This window comes from Streptomyces sp. NPDC048473 (assembly GCF_043200155.1).
GTDB lineage: Bacteria > Actinomycetota > Actinomycetes > Streptomycetales > Streptomycetaceae > Streptomyces.
Map to the genome: position 1 here is coordinate 336,253 of NZ_JBICXE010000005.1, position 19,402 is coordinate 355,654.

Genomic DNA, 19,402 nt, shown 5'->3' on the forward strand with positions numbered 1-19,402 from the left:
ATGGCACAGCACGGCGACAATTGCGGCATGCCCTCCGAAGCACTCGACCTCTCCCGGCTGCAGCCGCTGCTCCCCTCACCCCTGCAACCGGCCGAGGACGGACGCTTCGCGCGCCACGGCGTACGGCTGCTGCTCAAGCGCGACGATCTGATCCACCCCGATCTGTCCGGCAATAAATGGCGCAAACTCTCCCCCAACCTGCGGGCCGCCGCCGGGCGCCCCGTGCTGACCTTCGGCGGCGCGTACTCCAACCATCTGCGGGCCACGGCTGCCGCCGGGCGGCTGCTCGGCTTCCCCACTATCGGGGTCGTACGCGGTGATGAACTGGCCGGCCGCCCCCTCAACCCCTCGCTCGCCCAGTGCGCCGCCGATGGAATGACCCTGTACTTCGTGGACCGCACGACGTACCGCACGAAGGCCGATCCAGAGGTCCTGGCGGGGCTGCTGAGCGCCTTCGGGGAGTGCTGCGTCATCCCGGAGGGTGGCAGCAACGCGCTGGCCGCACAGGGCTGTACGGAGCTGGGCCGCGAGCTGCGCGGCCGGGCCGATGTGGTCGCGGTGGCCTGTGGCACCGGCGGCACCCTCGCCGGGCTGGCCGCCGGCCTCGCACCGGGGCAGCGCGCCCTCGGCATCCCGGTGCTGCGCGGCGGCTTCCTCGGTGACGCGGTACGGGAACTGCAGCAGGAGGCGTTCGGCGGGCCCGCCGGGTCGTGGTCCCTGGACGAGCGCTTCCACTTCGGCGGCTACGCCCGTACGCCCCCGCAGCTGCACGCCTTCGCGGACGACTTCGAGCAGCGGCACCAGCTGCCCGTCGAGCGGCTCTATGTCGCCAAACTGCTGTACGCGCTCACCGCGCTGGCAGAGGAAGGCGTGTTCCCTACGGGAACCACGGTCGCGGCCGTCGTCACGGGCCGGCCGTAGGCCCACCCCCTCAAGGCGCGTCCGACTCCTCCCGGTAGGCCGCCGCCTCCTCCAGGTCGAGCCGTCTGAGCAGCGTCCTGAGCATCTCGTCGTCGATCCGCCGCTCGTCCCGAAGCCGTACGAAGACCTCGCGCTCGGCTTCGATCATTTCCCCGGCCAGGCGCCGGTACGTGTCGTCCGCCGACTCCCCGGTCACCGGATTGGCCGCGCCCAGCCGCTCCCACACGGCGTTGCGGCGGCGCTCCAGGACGGTACGCAGCCGGTCGGTGAGCGGTCCCGGCAGACAGTTGCGCCGGTCGGTGAGCAGCTCCTCCAGGCGCGCCTCGGCGGCCGTGGACGCCTCGCTCTGCGCCTGTGCCTCGGCCAGCGTCTCCGCCGTGACATCGCGCCCCGGAAGCTTCAGGACGCGCACCAGCAGCGGCAGGCTGAGCCCCTGGATGACGAGGGTGCCGATGACGGTGGTGAAAGTCAGGAACAGCACCAGGTTGCGGGCCGGGAAGGCCTGCCCGTCGGTCGCGACCAGGGGGATGGAGAAGGCGATGGCGAGCGAGACGACGCCGCGCATCCCGGCCCAGCCGACGATCAGCGGCGCCGTCCAGTTGGTCCCGGGCTCGCGCTCCCTGATCCGTTTCGACAGCCACCTGGGCAGATACGTCGCCGGGTAGACCCAGATGAAGCGGACCACGACGACGGCGAGGAACACAGCCACCGCGTACCAGAGGGCGTCTGCCACGGCGTACGTACCGAGCCCCTTCAGTACGAAGGGCAGCTGGAGCCCGATCAACGCGAAGACCGCGGACTCCAGGATGAACGCGACCATCTTCCAGACGGCGGCCTCCTGGAGCCGGGTCGCGAAGTCGACCTGCCAGGACCTGTGGCCCAGATAGAGCGCGACGACGACCACGGCGAGCACTCCGGAGGCGTGCACGCGTTCGGCCGCCGCGTACGCCACGAACGGGATCAGCAGCGACAGCGTGTTCTGCAGCAGGGCTTCCTTGAGGTGCGTACGGAGCCAGTGCAGCGGCACCATCAGCGCCAGGCCGACCACGACGCCGCCGACCGCGGCGAGGAGGAATTCGCCGATCCCGGCGCCCCAGCTCATGCCCTCGCCGACGGCGGCGGCGAGCGCTACCTTGTAGGCGGTGATCGCGGTGGCGTCGTTCACCAGGGACTCGCCCTGCAGGATCGTCGTGACCCGGCCGGGCAGCCCGACCCGGCGGGCGATCGCGGCGGCCGTGACGGCGTCCGGCGGAGCGACGACCGCGCCGAGCACCAGCGCGGCGGTGAGTGGCAGGTCGGGCACGAGGCGGTACGCCAGCCAGCCGACCGCGACGGTCGCGAACAGGACGTAACCGACGGAGAGCAGCCCGACCGGCCGGAGATTGGCCCGCAGATCGAGATACGAGCTGTCGACGGCCGCTGTATAGAGCAACGGCGGCAGCAGCAGCGGCAGCACGATGTGCGCGTCCAGGGTGTACGTCGGCACCCCGGGCAGGTACGAGGCGATCAGCCCCGCCGCGACCAGCAGCAGGGGTGGCGGCACAGGGGTGCGGCGGGCGGCCCCCGCCACGGCCGCACTCACCGCGACCAGTGCCACCAGCTGCAATGCGTCCATTTCACGGTCCTCGCATCCGTCGTAACCTGACAATCATGAGTGAATGCCCGCACGTGTCCGAACTGCCGCGCCCCGAGCCGGCCCCGCTCAGCGGGACCTGCCTCGGATGCCTCGAGGCGGGCACCCACCCGGTGCAGCTACGACTCTGTCTGCTCTGCGGCCATGTCGGCTGCTGCGATTCGTCGCTGCTGCAGCACGCCACCGCGCACTTCAAGGAGACCGGTCATCCGGTGATGCGGAGCTTCGAATCGGGCGAAAGCTGGCGATGGTGCTTCGAGGACGGTTCGATCGTCTGACGTCTGGGTACGTCAAACCGGCGCCGGTTGTTCGTAATTGACCACCGCAGACCTCTACCCACCGTGCGTACTCATGGGCTTACCATGAGTGACAGTCATGGGCTGGGCAGGACCCAGGGGGCCTGCGACACGGCATCATGGATCGCGATAGCGTCGCCGGGCCAGAACCGAAGACGTACCGCATGGCTCCGGGGCACCCTTCCCGGATCCTCGAAAGAGTTTGTGCCACCTTGGAGGTGAGGGTGTCCCAGATCGCAGGCGAGCCCGGGAATCAGGACTTCGTAGAGGTCCGGCTGCCCGCTGCGGGTGCCTACCTGTCGGTGCTGCGTACGGCCACGGCCGGTCTCGCAGCGCGCTTGGACTTCACTCTCGACGAGATCGAGGATCTTCGCATCGCGGTCGACGAGGCCTGCGCGATCCTGCTTCAGCAGGCCGTGCCGGGCTCCGTCCTCAGCTGCGTCTTCCGGCTCATCGAGGATTCTCTTGAGGTGACGGTGTCGGCCCCGACGACGGACGGCCGGGCGCCGGAGCGGGACACCTTCGCCTGGACGGTGCTCTCCGCACTGGCCGGAAAGGTCGACTCCTCGGTCGCCGACGACCGTACTGTCAGCATCAGCCTCTACAAACAGCGCGGCGCGGGACCCGGGCCGGCGTGAGCAACGGGAACGGGGACGGTCCTGTGCGGGACGAGACGATCCGACCAGGGGTGGTGCGCGCAGCAGGCATCCCGGAACAGCAGGCCCTGCCCCATCCGGTGGACGGGGCGGACGGGCCTGCGGGCCGTACGGTCGCGGTGGAGCAGTCGCAGGCGGAGCGGGCAGGCCAGATGAGCGAGCACAGGCACCACGATCCACACGACCGCAGCGGGGCGCGGGCGCTGTTCATCGAACTGCGCGAGCTTCCCGACGGGTCGGCCGAGAAGGCGGAGCTGCGCAATCAGCTGGTGCGGATGCATCTGCCGCTCGTGGAGCATCTGGCCCGCCGGTTCCGCAACCGCGGTGAGCCGCTGGACGATCTGACCCAGGTCGCCACGATCGGCCTGATCAAGTCGGTGGACCGGTTCGACCCGGACCGCGGCGTCGAGTTCTCGACGTACGCGACCCCCACGGTCGTCGGCGAGATCAAGCGCCACTTCCGTGACAAGGGCTGGGCGGTCCGGGTGCCACGCCGGCTTCAGGAGCTGCGGCTCTCGCTCACCACGGCCACCGCCGAACTCTCCCAGCAGCACGGTCGCTCGCCGACGGTGCACGAGCTGGCGGAGCGGCTGGGCATCTCCGAGGAAGAGGTCCTGGAGGGCCTGGAATCGGCCAATGCGTACAGCACGCTCTCGCTGGACGTACCGGACACGGACGACGAGTCCCCGGCGGTCGCGGACACGCTGGGCTCCGAGGACGAGGCGCTGGAGGGCGTCGAGTACCGGGAGTCGCTCAAGCCGCTGCTGGAGGACCTGCCGCCGCGCGAGAAGCGGATTCTGCTGCTGCGCTTCTTCGGCAACATGACCCAGTCGCAGATCGCGCAGGAGGTCGGCATCTCGCAGATGCACGTCTCGCGGCTGCTGGCCCGCACACTGGCGCAACTGCGCGAGCGGCTGCTCGTCGAGGAATAGCGGCAAGGGCCGATTCGGGCGCGGGAGGGGCCGGCGGAAACGGCCATGCCCGCGCATGGGGCAGCCGGGCCCGGACAGTCGACGGCACCCGAAGGACGCCTCATCCGGTCACCCGGGCATCCGGTTCAGGCGTCCGGCGTGGTGCCCGGCCGGCGGATGCCGAGTGCCTCGACCGTCGTCGGCCTGACCAGCTGGTAGAGCGCCGTCAGCACCACCGCGGCGAGAACGATCCCGGCCGGGATCAGCGCGCCGTGAGACCTCAGCAGCGTCCAGGCCACCGGAAGCGCGATGATCTGCGTGATGAGCGCGGGGCCGCGGCTCCAGCTGCGCCGCCGCAGGAGACCGCGCGCGGCGATCAGCGGGATCAGGCCGAGCGCGATCAGCGTGAGGCCGCCCATCTCCGCCTGCTGCGGGCTCTCGGGGCGCCCGAGCAGCCCCATCACCAGCATGTAGATCCCGCCGGCGACGAGCGCCGCCCCTTCCAGGGCGGTGAGTCCGGCCACGAGGGTGATCCTGCTCGGCTTCGCCGGTTCGACCGACGGCAAGGGCGACGAGGAGGGCGTGTTCTGCTGAGTACTCACTCTTGCAGGTTGACATCCCGGCCCTGCGAAAGCGAAGCCGGGGTCGGGAACGGTTACGGGAACGGACGACCATCCCCGCCCGACCGCCCCGGCCCGTCACCGAGCGTGAAGGTCTTGGGGCAGGACTTCAGAGCGATACCGCGCGGTAGGTAGTCTGGCCGTCATGCGCGCACTTCTTGTGGTCAATCCAGCTGCTACCACCACCAGTGCGCGGACGCGTGATGTGCTCATCCACGCGCTGGCCAGCGAGATGAAGCTGGAGGCCGTGACCACGGAGTACCGGGGCCACGCCCGGGACCTGGGGCGGCGGGCCGCCGACTCCGACGACATCGACCTGGTGGTCGCCCTGGGCGGCGACGGCACGGTCAACGAGGTCGTCAACGGACTGCTCCACAACGGCCCCGACCTGGACAACCTGCCGAGTCTCGCAGTGGTTCCCGGCGGCTCCACCAATGTTTTCGCGCGCGCCCTGGGCCTGCCCAACGACGCGGTGGAGGCGACCGGCGCAATCCTGGACGCGCTCGCCAACCACACCGAACGCACGGTCGGTCTCGGACTGGCGGCCGGCACCCCCGGCACCGAGGACGAATCGGTCCCGGAGCGCTGGTTCACCTTCTGCGCCGGACTCGGGTTCGACGCGGGCGTGGTCGGCCGGGTCGAACAGAAACGCGAACGCGGCAAGCGCTCGACGCATGCGCTGTACGTACGCCAGGTGGTCCGGCAGTTCCTGGAGGAGCCGCACCGGCGGCACGGGACGATCACGCTGGAGACCCCCGGGCAGGAACCGGTCACCGACCTCGCGCTGTCCATAATCTCCAACACGGCCCCCTGGTCCTACCTGGGGAATCGCCCGTTGTACGCATCCCCGAAGGCAACCTTCGACACCGGCCTGGACGTACTCGGGCTGAAGCGCCTCTCCACCCCGGCGGTCGCCCGCTACGGCACTCAGCTGCTCACTTCGAGCCCGGAGAAGGGTCCGTCCGGAAAGCACGCCGTTTCACTTCATGACCTCACGGACTTCACCTTGCATTCAAAGGCGCCGCTGCCCTTCCAGATGGACGGCGACCACCTGGGAGTGCGTACCAGTGTGACGTTCACAGGCGTACGCCGTGCACTGCGTGTGATTGTGTGAGTGGAAGAGACCAAAGTCCTTTAACTCGAACGTTTGGGCTGGGCTCCACCCCATAGAAGTACGGCTGTGACCTAGTCGACACCGAGGAATCAAAAAAAAGTTTCCGGAAGGGGTTGTATCCGCCGCCGAGGTTTGCGAATCTCTACATGGCGATCGGGACGGCCCGCAACAACGGCCTCCACTGAGAGCCAGAACCCCTCCTCACTTCACAGGACCACAACCAGTTCGTCTGGGCGTCGGCCCATCACTTGTGGGGGGATTCGTGAAAGCGTTCACATTCACAAGCAACTGTATGTAATACCAAGGAGAGGTAGCAGCCATGGACTGGCGTCACAACGCCGTTTGTCGTGAGGAAGACCCCGAGCTGTTCTTCCCCATCGGCAACACCGGTCCTGCGCTGCTGCAGATCGAGGAAGCCAAGGCCGTCTGCCGTCGCTGCCCCGTCATGGAGCAGTGCCTGCAGTGGGCGCTCGAGTCCGGCCAGGACTCCGGCGTCTGGGGTGGCCTCAGCGAGGACGAGCGCCGCGCGATGAAGCGCCGTGCCGCTCGCAACCGGGCGCGTAACGCCAGCGCCTGATCCGACGCCACCGCTACGAGCCTCAGCCAGGCGGCGCGTACAGAGCGTACGCACAACCCCGCCCCCCGAGTCGCAGCGCGCAGTACCCCCGAAGCGCATGCATGAACAGTGAGCCCGGACCGTGATCAACGGTCCGGGCTCACTGCTGTGTTCGTGTCTTGCCGGCCGCCGGTACTACTTCTCGGCGCGGACCGGGATGTCGAGGACGACCTGGGTGCCGCGCCCGGGGGCCGGGACCATGCCGAAGATACCGCTCAGCTCGCCCTCCACCAGCGTCCTCACGATCTGCAGTCCCAGATTGCCGGCGCGCTGCGGGTCGAAACCCTCGGGCAGTCCGCAGCCGTCGTCCTGGACCGTGATCAGCAGCCGCGTCCCGGCGGAGGAACCGCCGCGTACCGCCGACACCTCCACCGTGCCGGACTCGGCGAGAGTGAAGGCGTGTTCCAGGGCGTTCTGCAGGACCTCGGTGAGCACCATCGCCAGCGGTGTGGCCACTTCGGCGTCGAGAATGCCGAAGCGCCCCGTGCGGCGGCAGGTGACCTTGCCCGGGGAGATCTCGGCGACCATCGCGATGACCCGGTCGGCGATCTCGTCGAACTCCACCCGCTCGTCCAGATTCTGGGACAGCGTCTCATGGACGATGGCGATCGAACCGACGCGCCGTACCGCCTCGTTGAGCGCCTCGCGGCCCTGCGCGGAGTCCATCCGGCGGGCCTGGAGCCGCAACAGGGCAGCAACGGTCTGGAGGTTGTTCTTCACCCGGTGGTGGATCTCCCGGATGGTGGCGTCCTTGGTGATCAACTCCCGCTCTCGGCGGCGCAGTTCGGTGACGTCCCGGAGGAGGACCAGGGAGCCGATCCGGACTCCCTTGGGCTTGAGCGGGATCGCCCGGAGCTGGATCACCCCGCCCGCGCACTCGACCTCGAACTCGCGGGGCGCGTAACCGCTGGCGAGTTTGACCAGGGCCTCGTCGACCGGGCCGCGGGAGGGGGCGAGTTCGGCGGTGATCCCGCCCAGGTGCTGGCCCACCAGGTCGGAGGCGAGGCCGAGGCGGTGGTACGCGGAGAGGCCGTTGGGGCTGGCGTACTGGACGACTCCGTCGGCGTCGAGCCTGATCAGCCCGTCGCCGACGCGCGGCGATGCGTCCATGTCGACCTGCTGGCCGGGGAACGGGAAGGACCCGGCGGCGATCATCTGGGCCAGGTCGGAGGCCGACTGGAGGTAGGTGAGCTCCAGTCGGGACGGCGTACGTACGGTCAGGAGGTTGGTGTTGCGGGCGATGACTCCGAGGACCCGGCCCTCACGGCGTACGGGGATCGACTCGACCCGCACCGGCACCTCCTCGCGCCACTCCGGGTCGCCCTCGCGCACGATCCGGCCCTCGTCCAGCGCCGCGTCGAGCAGCGGCCGGCGGCCGCGCGGCACCAAGTGGCCGACCATGTCGTCCTGGTAGGAGGTGGGGCCGGTGTTGGGCCGCATCTGGGCCACGGACACGTAGCGGGTGCCGTCGCGGGTGGGAACCCACAGCACGAGGTCGGCGAAGGACAGATCGGAGAGCAGCTGCCACTCCGAGACCAGCAGATGCAGCCACTCCAGGTCGGTGTCACTGAGGGCTGTGTGCTGGCGGACGAGGTCGTTCATGGAGGGCACGTGTGCGAGCGTACCCGCGGATGGGTAATGGTTCCGAACCGAACGACGCGGCCGTACGTGTAAGGGGAAGGGGCCCGGAAAATTGCGGTGCTCCGATGGATGGACACGGGCGAATGGTCTAGTCCACAATGCTCAAGACAGAGCTTCCGCTCTCCCCGCACAGGAGAGTGGATCGAGGTACCCGCGCTCTCTGCCCTGACTGCGCAGGCACCTCTCCCCGGCCGGGGGCACCGCACACCGCCGGCCGAGCAGACCGTCCGGCGCCCAGGCGGTGGTCGGTCTTACTCCGGGCTGCGGTGCCGGACGGGCTGAGGGTCCCGTCCCGGCGCCGCGGCCCGCGGGTGTTTCCGTGGGCCCCGCCCCCGTGATCAGCGGGTCTCGGTGACCTTGGCCAGCGCGCGCGGCGCGTCCGGGTCCTGGCCGCGTGCGATCGTCACCTCGTACGCCAGCATCTGCAGCGGCAGGATCTCCAGGATCGGCTGGACCTCTTCGGCGACCCCGGCCGTCGGCAGCACGAAGCCCGCGGACGCCGCCTCCACCTGGGCCTTGGGGCCGACCACGAAGAGGTCCGCGCCACGGCCGCGCAGCCGGTCCAGGACCGGCTGGAGTGCCTGGCCACCCCGGCCGTCCGTGACGACGGCGATCACCGGGGAGATGTTGTCGACCATGGCGAGCGGGCCGTGCAGCAGATCGGCGCCGGAGTAGGAGAGAGCCGGGATGTAGCTGGTCTCCATCAGTTTCAGGGCGGCTTCCTTGGCCGTGGGGTAGCCGTAGCCGCGCGAGGTGATGACCATGCGCTCGGCAAAGCGGTAGCGCGAAGCCAGGGCCCTGACCTCGTCCCTGCGGGCCAGGATGGCCCCGGCCAGCTCCGGCAGGATCTGGGCGGCCGCACCGTCGCCGCCGCCCAGCCCCTCCACGAAGAGGTAGAGGGACAGCAGCGACGCGGTGTACGTCTTGGTGGCCGGGAGGGCCTTCTCCGGGCCCGCCAGGATGTCGATGTGGTACTCGGAGACGGCGGCGAGGGGCGAGTCCGGGTTGTTGGTGACGGCCAGGGTGATCGCGCCGGCCTCGCGGGCCGCCTTGGTGGAGGCCACCAGGTCGGGCGAGCCGCCGGACTGGCTGACGGTGATGACGAGGACGTCCCGCAGATCCGGCTTGGCGCCGTACGCCGTGGTGGTGGACATCGAGGCGAGACCACAGGGCAGGCCGAGCCGGATCTCCAGCAGGTACTTGGCGTAGAGCGCGGCGTTGTCCGACGTACCGCGGGCGGTGAGGAGGACGAAGCGCGGCTTCTTCGCCGCGATCTCGGCTGCCACCTCGCGGATCCTGGAGGCACCCCGGCCGAGGATGCGCCGCAGCACTCCGGGCTGTTCGGCCATCTCACCGGACATGATCCGGCCCGGCCGCTCGCTCTCCTCGGCCGGAGACGTGGCGGACATGTCGAGTGCCTCCCAGGGGTGTCCCGGTGCGTCAGGAACGCCGTTCGACCCAGTCGACCACGGGTGACCGGAGACCCGCCAGCGGGGTGCGGCCGGGACGGGCACAGCCGTCGTGTCCGCGTTACCGGATTCTGCTAGATTGGACCTCGATTGGTCTATACCACATGATTCAACTCTTCAGATCGGCAGGCCACGCGTGGAAGTTGTCATCGTCCCGGACGCCAAGGCAGGCGGCGAACTCATCGCGGAGGCCATCGGCGCCCTGCTGAGCCGCAAGCCCGACGCCCTTCTCGGCGTTGCCACCGGCTCTACCCCGCTGCCCATCTACCAGGCGCTGGCGGCCAAGGTCCGCTCCGGCGCCGTGGACGCCTCGCGCGCCCGCATCTGCCAGCTCGACGAGTACGTCGGGCTGCCGGCGGGCCACCCCGAGTCCTACCGCTCCGTGGTGCTGCGCGAGGTCGTCGAACCGCTCGGCCTGTCCGAGGCGTCCTTCATGGGCCCCGACGGCTCCGCCGAGGACGTCCTGGCCGCCTGTCAGGCGTACGACAAGGCGCTCGCCGAGGCCGGCGGGGTGGACCTGCAGCTCCTCGGCATCGGCACCGACGGGCACATCGGCTTCAACGAGCCGTGCTCCTCGCTGGCCTCCCGTACCCGGATCAAGACGCTCACCGAGCAGACCCGGGTCGACAACGCGCGCTTCTTCGACAACGACATCACGCAGGTGCCGCACCACGTGATCACCCAGGGCATCGGCACCATCCTGGAGTCCCGCCACCCGATCCTGCTCGCCACCGGCGAGGGCAAGGCGGACGCCGTGGCGCAGACGGTGGAGGGGCCGGTGGCCTCGATCGTGCCCGCGTCGGCGCTGCAGTTGCATCCGCATGCGACGGTGGTGGTGGACGAGGCTGCGGCGTCGAAGCTGAAGCTGGCGGACTACTTCCGCGCCACGTATGCGGCGAAGCCGCTGTGGCAGGGCCTTTAGTCGTCCCGGACGTGGGAGAGGGCCGGGGCACCCGTGGTGGGTGCCCCGGCCCTCTCGTATGCCGTCGCGCGTCCTGCGGACGTGCTTGTCCTCACACGCCGGACGGGACTTGGATTTGCCCTCGCGCCGCGGGGAGGCGTGTCCGGGTGGACAAGTGTCCTCAAACACCGGACGGGCCTGCAGTTGCCGTCGGGTGCGTGCGTGTGCGCGAGGGTGTCCTCAAACGCCGGACAGGCTTGATTTGCCCTCGCACCACGGGGAAGCGCGGCCGCGTGGACGGGGTTTCCTCAAACGCCGGACAGGCTTGAATTACCGGGGGCGGGCCTGATCTGCCGGGTGGGCTCGGAATGGTTCGTACAGGGCTGCATTGGTCCGTACAGCAGGCAACGCCCGTCCATCCGGACGGGCGTTGGGCAGGCGTGACGCGGCCCCTCGTTCCGCGTTGGGCAGGCGTGACGCGGCCCCCCGTTCCGCGTCACGCCCTGCTTCAGGTCTGGGGGCGGTCCGTACCCCTGGTGATGATCTCCGCGGCCGCGAGGCCGCAGACGCGGGCCGCGCCGTGGGTGGCGATGTGCAGGGCGCCCCTGGGGTCCGCCTGCGGGACACCCATTTCGACCACGACCGTGTCGGGGCGCTCCGCCACCAGGGCGTCGAGGGCCTCGGCCATCCAGGCGTGGCGGTGGGCGTCGCGGACGACCACGACGATGCGCCGCTCCCCCGCGGCCCCCAGCACGGCGGCCGTCGGCGCCTCGGTCTCGCTGCTGTACGTGCCGGTCTCCGTGCCCGGCAGCAGCCGGCCCAGCTCCGCGGCGACGCCCCACGGAGTCTCGTCACCGACCGCGATGTTCGACTCGGAGGTGAACGCGGCGACGTACGCGGCTTCGGTCAGCGGCTCGGCTGAACCGGTCGCCTTCACCGCGCGGCGGGCGGCGACCAGGCCGATGTCGGAACCGATTCCGGTGCCGGGCGCAGTCCCCTCCTGCACTGCCGCACCCGGCTCCGAACCGGCCCCCTTGACCCCCTGCGTCCAGGACGCGAGGGCGCGTACCCGTGCGGCCGCGTCCGCGAGCCGCTCCTCGGCGAGTTCACCGCTGCGTACCGCCGCGACCAGCGCGTCGCGCAGCCGCTGCACCGTGCCGTCGTCCTCCAGGCCGCCACCGATGCACAGGGCGTCGGCCCCCGCGGCGATCGCGAGGACGGAGCCGCGCTCGATGCCGTACGTCCCGGCGATGGCCTGCATCTCCACGGCGTCGGTGACGATCAGGCCGTCGTACCCCAGCTCCTCGCGCAGCAGACCGGTGAGGATCTGCCGGCTCACCGTCGCGGGGCGGTCCGGATCGAGGGCGGGCAGCAGGATGTGGGCGCTCATCACACACTTGGAACCCGCGGCGATGGCGGCCCTGAAGGGCACCAGTTCACGGGCGTGCAGCGTCTCCAGGTCCACGTCGATGCGCGGCATCGCGTGGTGCGAGTCGATCGCGGTGTCGCCGTGCCCCGGGAAGTGCTTGGTGCAGGCGGCGACTCCGGCGGCCTGGAGGCCCTCGATGTACGCGGCGGTGTGCCGGGCCACGAGCTCGGTGTCGGCGCCGAAGGACCGTACGCCGATGATCGGGTTGCCCGGGTTGGAGTTGACGTCCGCGGACGGCGCCCAGTTGAGGTTGACGCCGCACTCGGCGAGCCGGCGGCCCAGCTCCTGGGCGACCGCACGGGTCAGCGCCACGTCGTCGACGTGGCCGAGCGCGAGGTTGCCGGGGAAGGAGGAGCCGGTACGCACCTCGAGGCGGGTGACGTCACCGCCTTCCTCGTCGATCGCGACGAGGAGGTCGTCGCGCTCGGCCCTGAGCTGGGCGGTGAGCGCGGCAACCTGCTCGGGCGTCTGGATGTTGCGGCCGAACAGGGCGACGGAGGCGAGGCCTTCGTCGACCCTGCGCAGCACCCAGTCCGGTGCGGTGGTGCCGGTGAATCCGGGCTGCAGGACGGCGAGGGCGTCGCGGGTGACGGTGTCCGTGGTGGATATCAGGGTGGTCATGGAGCGGTGTTATCCCTTCACGGCGCCGTCGGTGAGGCCGCTGACGGCCTTGCGCTGCAGGAAGACGAAGAGGATGAGGATCGGGATGGCGAAGATCGAGGCCGCCGCCATGGTGGCGCCCCAGTCGTCGCCGAACTGGCTCTGGAACTGGGAGAGCCACAGCGGAAGCGTCTTGGCCTCGGGGTCCTTGTTGAGGATCAGGACCAGCGGGAATTCGTTCCACGCCGTGATGAAGCCGAAGAGCGAAGTGGCCATCAGGCCGGGGGCGAGCAGCGGCAGGATCACCTTGACGAAGGCCTGCGGACGGGTGCAGCCGTCGACCATGGCCGACTCCTCCAGCTCCTTGGGCACCGCGGCGACATAACCGCGCAGCGTCAGGATCGTGAAGGGGAGCACCATCACCATGTAGAAGAGCGTCAGCGGGACGAGGCTGTTGAGCATGTCGGCGTCGCGGACCAGCATGTAGATCGCGATGACCATGACTTCCCACGGGGCCATCTGCGCGATCATGAAGACCAGGATCATGCTCTTGCGGCCCTTGAACCGCATCCGGGCCAGTGCGAACGACGCGAAGAGCGCGATGATCAGCGAGAAGACCACGGCGAGCAGCGTGACGGTGAGCGAGTTCCCGACCAGGGTCAGGAAGTTCGGTGCGTGGTACGCCGTCTTGAAGTGCTCGAACGTGACGTCGGTCGGGAACCAGACCGGTGTCTCGGTGATGATGTCGCCGGTCGGCTTGAACGCCGTGCTGAACATCCAGTAGACGGGGAAGACCAGTGCGGCGAAGAGGACGATCGCCGTTGCGTTGGGCCAGATGCGGCTGAGCAGTGAGCGCTTCACAGCTCGTCCTCCTCTTGCTTGAGAACGATGCGGAGGTAGTACGAGGTCAGCCCCAGCATGATCAGGATGGTCAGCAGCGAGATCGCCGCGCCCATGCCGTAGTGCTGGTTGCCGACACCCTCGACGAAGGCGTAGACCGGCAGTGTCTCGGTGAGACGGTTGGGGCCGCCCTCACTGATGGTGAAGATCTGCGGGAAGGCCTTGAAGACCCAGATGACCTCAAGGAAGGTCGTGGCGTAGAGGAAGGGCCGCAGGAACGGGAACGTCACCGAGGTGAAGCTCTTCCAGACGCCGGCGCCGTCGAGCGAGGCGGCTTCGTACAGCTCCTTGGCGATGGTGGTGGTCGCCGCGTACAGGTTGATCGCCACGAACGGGATCGACTGCCAGACGATCATCAGGGTGACCACGAAGAAGGTGGAGAACTGCGATCCGGTCCAGTTGAAGTCGGCCATCGAGTGCCAGCCGAGCTTGTCCAGCACGTAGTTGACCACCCCGAAGCGCGAGGCGAACAGCCACTGGAACACGGTGGACGCGGCCACGACCGGCATCGCCCAGGCGAGCACCAGGCCGATCATCAGGGTGAGGCGCATCTTCTTGCCGAGGCGGGCGAGCAGCAGTCCGACCAGGGTGCCGATGATCATGATCAGAACGACGTTGACGCCGGTGAACACGACCGTGCGGAGCGTGACTTTCCAGAAGTCCTCACCGGTGAGGATCTCCTGGTAGTTCTTGAAGCCGTTCCACTCGGTGACATGCTGGATCAGCTGTCCCATATTGAGGTTCTGGAACGACAGCATGACGTTCTTCACCAGGGGATACCCGAGGAAGACCGCCGTCACCGCAAGTGCGGGAACCAGCAACAGGTACGGCGCTGTGCCGACACCCATCTTCCGCTTGCTTCCCCCGTGCTGCCCGACGGGTGTTCTCCCGTCCTGCCCGCGGGCTGCGGCCGTCTTGGCCACATCCGAGGGGTTGGTCTGCACTGCCATGCTCGCCATCTCTTCCAACAAAGCCCAACACGGAACGGTGCGTACAGCCGGGGCGGCGGGTCGAGACCCGCCGCCCCGGCGCGGGACGCGCTACTGCGATTACTGCTGCTGGCTGAGGCGCTTGTTGAGCTCGCCCTCGACCTGCTTGGCGGCGTCGGCGGGCGACTTACCCTGCAGGACCAGCGTCATGTAGGTCTTGATCGGGTTCGGCGGGTTCTCGACCGGCGCCCACTCCGGGATCAGCGGGGTGGTGCCACCGGACTTGGCAGCGGCCGGGCCGGCCGCCTCGGCGGCGGGCTGGCCGACGGTGTACTTCTGCATGGCGTCGTTCTTCGGGGACCAGCCGGCCTCGGTGATGAGCGCGCCGTCGCTCTTCTCGGAGAGCGCGATCTTCAGGAACTCCTTGGCCAGCTCCTGCTTCTTGCTGCCTGCGGCAACGGCGAGGTTGGAGCCACCGAGGAAGACGCCCTCGGGCTTGTCGGCCGTCTCGCCGGGGATGGTGAAGAAGCCGATGTCGTCCTTGAGCTTCGGGTTGGCCTTGAGGGCGGTGCCGGCCTCGTAGCCCATCGCGATGATGGCGCCGGTCTTGCCCTTGGCGAAGACCTCGGCCTGCTGCGGGGTGGCCTCGTCCTTGTCCTTGGGGGCCTTGGAGTAGGACTGGTACTGCTTGTACACGTCCATGGCCTCGGCGACCTTCGGGTCGGCCAGGTTGGAGACGTACTTGTCGCCTTCCTTCTTGACCGGCGAGACGCCCTTGCCGACGAGCAGGCCGTCGAAGAAGTACCAGTTCTGGCCGGGCAGGTAGATCGGCTCGGCGTCGCCCTTCGCCTTGATGGCGTCGAACGCCTTGAAGAGGTCGGCGCGGGTCTTCGGCGTCTCGGTGATACCGGCGTCCTTGAAGACCTTCTTGTTGTACATGACGACGCGGTTGCCCACGTACCACGGCAGGGCGTACTGCTTGCCGTCGTAGACGGAGGGCTGGTTGACGCCGTCGGCCCAGGCGGAGCCGATCTCCTTCTTCAGGTCACCGAGGTCGGCGAGGCCACCGGTCTTGGCGTACGCCGGGGTCTGGGTGTTGCCGATCTCCAGGATGTCCGGCGGGTTGGACTCGGAGAGGGCCGTGGTGACCTTCTGCTGAATGCCGTTCCAGTCCTGGACTTCGATCTTCAGCTTGGCCTTGGTCTTCTTCTCGAACTCATCGGTGACCGTCTTGGTCCACCCGGGGGGGTTCGATCCGGACATCGTCCAGACGGTGAGCGTCTCGCCCTTGTAGCTGCCCGGGCCGGTCTTCTTACCGCTGTCGCTGCCGCCGTCGTCGGACCCACATGCCGCGAGGCCGATCATCATGCCCGCGACGCCGACCGCCGCGATGAGCTTGCGCTTCACGCCAAACCCTCCTCAGGGATACTGCAACCCCGCCCACCGCGAAGACATTCGACGAGTACTGCTGGGGCTGGACCTGGTCTTTAATGGTTTAGACCAGTACCGGGAGCTTGGCCTAGACCTTTAGGGGTGTCAAGGGTGTATAAGAAGTGCACTCGCGTCCGTTATAGGACCGACACCTAAGGGAGGGCGACGAGCCGTGACCGGACCGTGCCACCATGTGAGCCGCGACAGACGGAGGAGCCGGTGACGGCAGCAACGCAGCAGTCGGGAAGGCGGGCCATGGGTGCCGACGGGGGCAGTACGGAGAACGAGACGGGCGTGGCCACGCGGACGGCGCGCGTCCCGAAGTACTACCGGCTGAAGCGACATCTCCTCGACATGACGGACACCATGCCGCCGGGCACCCCCGTGCCGCCGGAGCGGACCCTGGCCGCCGAGTTCGACACCTCGCGCACGACCGTGCGCCAGGCGCTCCAGGAGCTGGTCGTCGAGGGCCGGCTGGAGCGCATCCAGGGCAAGGGCACCTTCGTCGCCAAGCCGAAGGTCTCCCAGGCCCTGCAGCTCACCTCGTACACCGAGGACATGCGCGCCCAAGGACTCGAACCGGCATCCCAGTTGCTGGACATCGGCTATGTCACGGCCGACGACACGCTCGCCGGGCTGCTCGACATCACGGCCGGCGGCCGAGTGCTGCGGATCGAGCGGCTGCGGCTCGCCAGCGGGGAGCCGATGGCGATCGAGACCACGCACCTTTCGGCCAAACGCTTTCCGGCGCTGCGCCGTTCGCTGGTGAAGTACACCTCGCTCTACACCGCCCTGGCGGAGGTGTACGACGTCCGGCTGGCCGAGGCCGAGGAGACCATCGAGACCTCGCTCGCCACCCCGCGCGAGGCCGGACTGCTCGGTACGGATGTGGGCCTGCCGATGCTGATGCTGTCCCGGCACTCGCTGGACGGGCGGGGCGAGCCGGTGGAGTGGGTGCGGTCGGTCTACCGGGGCGACCGGTATAAGTTCGTGGCGCGTCTGAAGCGGCCGACGGACTGATCCCGAGTGCGCCGGCCGACTGATTCCGGCCACCGCACCCGTACGCACAACCGTCGCGGCCCCCATGGAATCCACTACTCCACGGGGGCCGTTCGCGCATCTTGGTACAGACCAACTTCCGTACGTTTGACGGCATTCCGAACATTCGCGCCCGCTCGCGAGACCGTTGCCGGACCGCAATGCGGACAGGGGGTGACGGTGACCGGAAGCCTCCCCTAGATTTCGTGCGCATTACACCAGGTGATCAGCGAGGGGACGGAGTCGCCGCATGCCAGCAGACCCAGAAGGAAAACCACCCACCGTCACACCTGTACGGGTGGTCATCGCCCTCTGTCTCATCGCGCCGTTCGTGGCGATGCTCTGGGTGAGTTCGTACGCGAAGGTGGACCCCACCTTCATCGGTATTCCGTTCTTCTACTGGTACCAGATGCTCTGGGTGCTGATCTCCACCGCGCTCACGATGACCGCGTACAAGCTGTGGCAGCGTGACCAGCGCTCCCGCAAGGGGGGTGCGTCCGCATGAAGGACGGCGTGAACGGCGTCGCGCTCGGCGTCTTCATCTTCTTCTTCCTGGCCGTCACAGTCGTCGGCTTCATGGCCGCGCGCTGGCGGAAGGCCGAGAACGAGGCCAGCCTCGACGAATGGGGTCTGGGCGGACGGTCGTTCGGCACCTGGGTCACCTGGTTCCTGCTCGGCGGCGACCTGTACACCGCGTACACCTTCGTCGCCGTTCCCGCGGCGATCTACGCGGCGGGCGCGGCCGGCTTCTTCGCGGTGCCGTACACCATCCTCGTGTACCCGCTGATCTTCACCTTCCTGCCGCGGCTGTGGTCGGTCTCGCACAAGCACGGGTACGTGACCACCTCGGACTTCGTCCGCGGGCGCTTCGGCTCGAAGGGGCTTTCGCTGGCGGTCGCCGTCACGGGCATCCTCGCCACGATGCCGTACATCGCGCTCCAACTCGTCGGCATCCAGGCGGTGCTGGACGTGATGGGCGTCGGCGGCGGCGAGAACACCCACTGGTTCGTCAAGGACCTGCCGCTGCTGATCGCGTTCGCGGTGCTCGCCGCGTACACCTACTCGTCCGGTCTGCGGGCGCCGGCACTGATCGCGTTCGTCAAGGACGGGCTGATCTACCTGGTCATCGCGGTGGCGATCATCTACATCCCGATCAAGCTCGGCGGCTTCGACGACATCTTCGCCAAGGCCGGCGAGGCGTTCTCGCAGAAGAATCCGGCCACGGGCGCACCGCGCGGCGCGCTCGCGCCGGGTGAGGCGGGCCAATGGGGCTACGCCACCCTGGCGTTGGGCTCGGCACTGGCGCTGTTCATGTATCCGCACTCGATCACGGCGACGCTCTCCAGCCGCAGCCGCAATGTGATCCGGCGCAACACCACGATCCTGCCGCTGTACTCGCTGATGCTGGGTCTGCTGGCACTGCTCGGCTTCATGGCGATCGCCGCCGGGATCAAGGTGGACAACGGGCAGTTGGCCATCCCGCAGCTGTTCGAGAACATGTTCCCGGACTGGTTCGCGGGCGTCGCATTCGCCGCCATCGGCATCGGCGCGCTGGTGCCCGCCGCGATCATGTCGATCGCCGCGGCGAACCTCTTCACCCGCAACATCTACAAGGACTTCCTGAAGCCGGACGCGACCCCGGAGCAGGAGACCAAGGTCTCCAAGCTGGTGTCGCTGCTGGTGAAGGTCGGCGCGCTCGCCTTCGTCCTCACCATGGACAAGACGGTCGCGATCAACTTCCAGCTGCTCGGCGGGATCTGGATCCTCCAGACGATGCCGGCCCTGGTCGGCGGCCTGTTCACCCGCTGGTTCCACCGCTGGGCGCTGCTCGCGGGCTGGGCGGCCGGCATGGTGTATGGGACGGCGGCCGCGTACGGGGTCGCCAGCCCGACCCAGGCGCACTTCGGCGGGTCGTCCAAGGAGATCCCCGGCATCGGTGAGATCGGTTACATCGGTCTGACCGCGTTCGTGCTGAACGTGGTGGTGACGGTGGTGCTCACCTTCGTCCTGAACGCCGTGAAGGCACCCGCCGGGATCGACGAGACCTCCCCGGCCGACTACACGGCCGACGCGGGCGACCCGGGCGTCCGGGCGGAGCTCCCGCCGGCCACGGCGGGGGCACCGGGCGGCGGCCACTGACGGCCGCTCCCAAGACCGCTCCCACGGCCGGATGGCGGCCCGTCGAGCCCTTCTCACCGGGGCGCGACGGGCCGTTCGTCTGCTCCGATAGGGGATCGCACGGCTTGTCCCGCCGGCTCGGCTTCCGTTGCGCGACACAACATGTGGGGGCTGCCTCA

At 68.8% G+C, this 19,402-nt stretch carries 18 protein-coding genes; 10 read left to right on the plus strand and 8 right to left on the minus strand.

The annotated features are described in order from the left end of the window. Window positions 1–27 precede the first annotated feature (27 nt). Complete coding sequence (locus ACGFU7_RS12000; RefSeq protein WP_393694739.1) at window positions 28–921, plus strand: 1-aminocyclopropane-1-carboxylate deaminase/D-cysteine desulfhydrase; 894 nt, start codon at window positions 28–30, stop codon at window positions 919–921. A gap of 10 nt (window positions 922–931) precedes the next feature. Here the strand turns inward: ACGFU7_RS12000 and ACGFU7_RS12005 are convergent, their stop codons facing one another. After that, on the minus strand, window positions 932–2,536 hold the full coding sequence (locus tag ACGFU7_RS12005; RefSeq protein ID WP_393694741.1) for a Na+/H+ antiporter: 1,605 nt from the start codon (window positions 2,534–2,536) through the stop codon (window positions 932–934). Window positions 2,537–2,571: 35 nt separating this feature from the next. On the opposite strand from ACGFU7_RS12005, the gene ACGFU7_RS12010 reads away from it, so the two are divergent. The 3 genes from ACGFU7_RS12010 to ACGFU7_RS12020 all read left to right on the plus strand — a co-directional run bounded on the left by ACGFU7_RS12010 (window position 2,572) and on the right by ACGFU7_RS12020 (window position 4,438). Then, window positions 2,572–2,832, plus strand: a complete 261-nt coding sequence (locus ACGFU7_RS12010) for a UBP-type zinc finger domain-containing protein (RefSeq protein WP_393694743.1) — start codon at window positions 2,572–2,574, stop codon at window positions 2,830–2,832. A gap of 242 nt (window positions 2,833–3,074) precedes the next feature. Beyond that, window positions 3,075–3,488, plus strand: a complete 414-nt coding sequence (locus tag ACGFU7_RS12015) for an anti-sigma regulatory factor (RefSeq protein ID WP_073781878.1) — start codon at window positions 3,075–3,077, stop codon at window positions 3,486–3,488. Further along, window positions 3,485–4,438, plus strand: a complete 954-nt coding sequence (locus ACGFU7_RS12020; protein WP_393694745.1) for an RNA polymerase sigma factor SigF — start codon at window positions 3,485–3,487, stop codon at window positions 4,436–4,438. Before ACGFU7_RS12015 ends, ACGFU7_RS12020 begins: the two co-directional genes overlap by 4 nt. A 125-nt stretch (window positions 4,439–4,563) precedes the next feature. Here the strand turns inward: ACGFU7_RS12020 and ACGFU7_RS12025 are convergent, their stop codons facing one another. Next, complete coding sequence (locus ACGFU7_RS12025; RefSeq protein WP_393694921.1) at window positions 4,564–4,941, minus strand: hypothetical protein; 378 nt, start codon at window positions 4,939–4,941, stop codon at window positions 4,564–4,566. Window positions 4,942–5,182: 241 nt separating this feature from the next. Here ACGFU7_RS12025 and ACGFU7_RS12030 point away from each other — a divergent pair, with 241 nt between their 5' ends. Both ACGFU7_RS12030 and ACGFU7_RS12035 read left to right on the plus strand, forming a co-directional pair. Beyond that, window positions 5,183–6,151: a diacylglycerol/lipid kinase family protein gene (locus ACGFU7_RS12030; RefSeq protein WP_393694747.1), complete on the plus strand. Its 969-nt coding sequence runs from the start codon at window positions 5,183–5,185 to the stop codon at window positions 6,149–6,151. Between the two features lie 319 nt (window positions 6,152–6,470). Continuing rightward, a complete protein-coding gene (locus ACGFU7_RS12035; protein ID WP_003953983.1) occupies window positions 6,471–6,728 on the plus strand; it encodes a WhiB family transcriptional regulator in 258 nt (85 codons plus the stop codon). A gap of 174 nt (window positions 6,729–6,902) precedes the next feature. Here the strand turns inward: ACGFU7_RS12035 and ACGFU7_RS12040 are convergent, their stop codons facing one another. After that, complete coding sequence (locus ACGFU7_RS12040) at window positions 6,903–8,369, minus strand: histidine kinase N-terminal domain-containing protein (RefSeq protein ID WP_393694923.1); 1,467 nt, start codon at window positions 8,367–8,369, stop codon at window positions 6,903–6,905. A 377-nt stretch (window positions 8,370–8,746) separates the two neighbouring features. Further along, the gene (locus ACGFU7_RS12045) at window positions 8,747–9,817 is read right to left on the minus strand and encodes an SIS domain-containing protein (protein ID WP_393694749.1); all 1,071 of its coding nucleotides are present in this window, start codon (window positions 9,815–9,817) and stop codon (window positions 8,747–8,749) included. Between the two features lie 196 nt (window positions 9,818–10,013). On the opposite strand from ACGFU7_RS12045, the gene nagB reads away from it, so the two are divergent. Beyond that, window positions 10,014–10,799: a glucosamine-6-phosphate deaminase gene (nagB, locus tag ACGFU7_RS12050; protein ID WP_393694751.1), complete on the plus strand. Its 786-nt coding sequence runs from the start codon at window positions 10,014–10,016 to the stop codon at window positions 10,797–10,799. 487 nt (window positions 10,800–11,286) lie between these two features. Here the strand turns inward: nagB and ACGFU7_RS12055 are convergent, their stop codons facing one another. The 4 genes from ACGFU7_RS12055 to ACGFU7_RS12070 all read right to left on the minus strand — a co-directional run bounded on the left by ACGFU7_RS12055 (window position 11,287) and on the right by ACGFU7_RS12070 (window position 16,043). Then, entirely contained in the window at window positions 11,287–12,828 is a 1,542-nt protein-coding gene (locus tag ACGFU7_RS12055; RefSeq protein WP_393694752.1) for a glycoside hydrolase family 3 protein, read from the minus strand. A gap of 9 nt (window positions 12,829–12,837) precedes the next feature. Continuing rightward, entirely contained in the window at window positions 12,838–13,668 is an 831-nt protein-coding gene (locus ACGFU7_RS12060) for a carbohydrate ABC transporter permease (protein ID WP_393694754.1), read from the minus strand. Beyond that, a complete protein-coding gene (locus ACGFU7_RS12065; protein WP_393694756.1) occupies window positions 13,665–14,657 on the minus strand; it encodes a carbohydrate ABC transporter permease in 993 nt (330 codons plus the stop codon). Before ACGFU7_RS12065 ends, ACGFU7_RS12060 begins: the two co-directional genes overlap by 4 nt. 99 nt (window positions 14,658–14,756) lie before the next feature. Further along, window positions 14,757–16,043 (minus strand): extracellular solute-binding protein, encoded by a 1,287-nt coding sequence (locus ACGFU7_RS12070; protein WP_393694758.1) that lies wholly within the window; start codon window positions 16,041–16,043, stop codon window positions 14,757–14,759. A gap of 279 nt (window positions 16,044–16,322) precedes the next feature. On the opposite strand from ACGFU7_RS12070, the gene ACGFU7_RS12075 reads away from it, so the two are divergent. From ACGFU7_RS12075 to mctP, 3 genes are all read left to right on the plus strand, one after another. Beyond that, window positions 16,323–17,087: a GntR family transcriptional regulator gene (locus tag ACGFU7_RS12075; protein ID WP_393694925.1), complete on the plus strand. Its 765-nt coding sequence runs from the start codon at window positions 16,323–16,325 to the stop codon at window positions 17,085–17,087. Between the two features lie 268 nt (window positions 17,088–17,355). Further along, window positions 17,356–17,610 carry a DUF3311 domain-containing protein gene (locus ACGFU7_RS12080; RefSeq protein WP_393694760.1) on the plus strand — a complete coding sequence of 85 codons (255 nt, stop codon included), beginning with the start codon at window positions 17,356–17,358 and terminating at the stop codon, window positions 17,608–17,610. Then, complete coding sequence (mctP, locus tag ACGFU7_RS12085; protein WP_393694762.1) at window positions 17,607–19,244, plus strand: monocarboxylate uptake permease MctP; 1,638 nt, start codon at window positions 17,607–17,609, stop codon at window positions 19,242–19,244. Before ACGFU7_RS12080 ends, mctP begins: the two co-directional genes overlap by 4 nt. Window positions 19,245–19,402 lie beyond the last annotated feature (158 nt).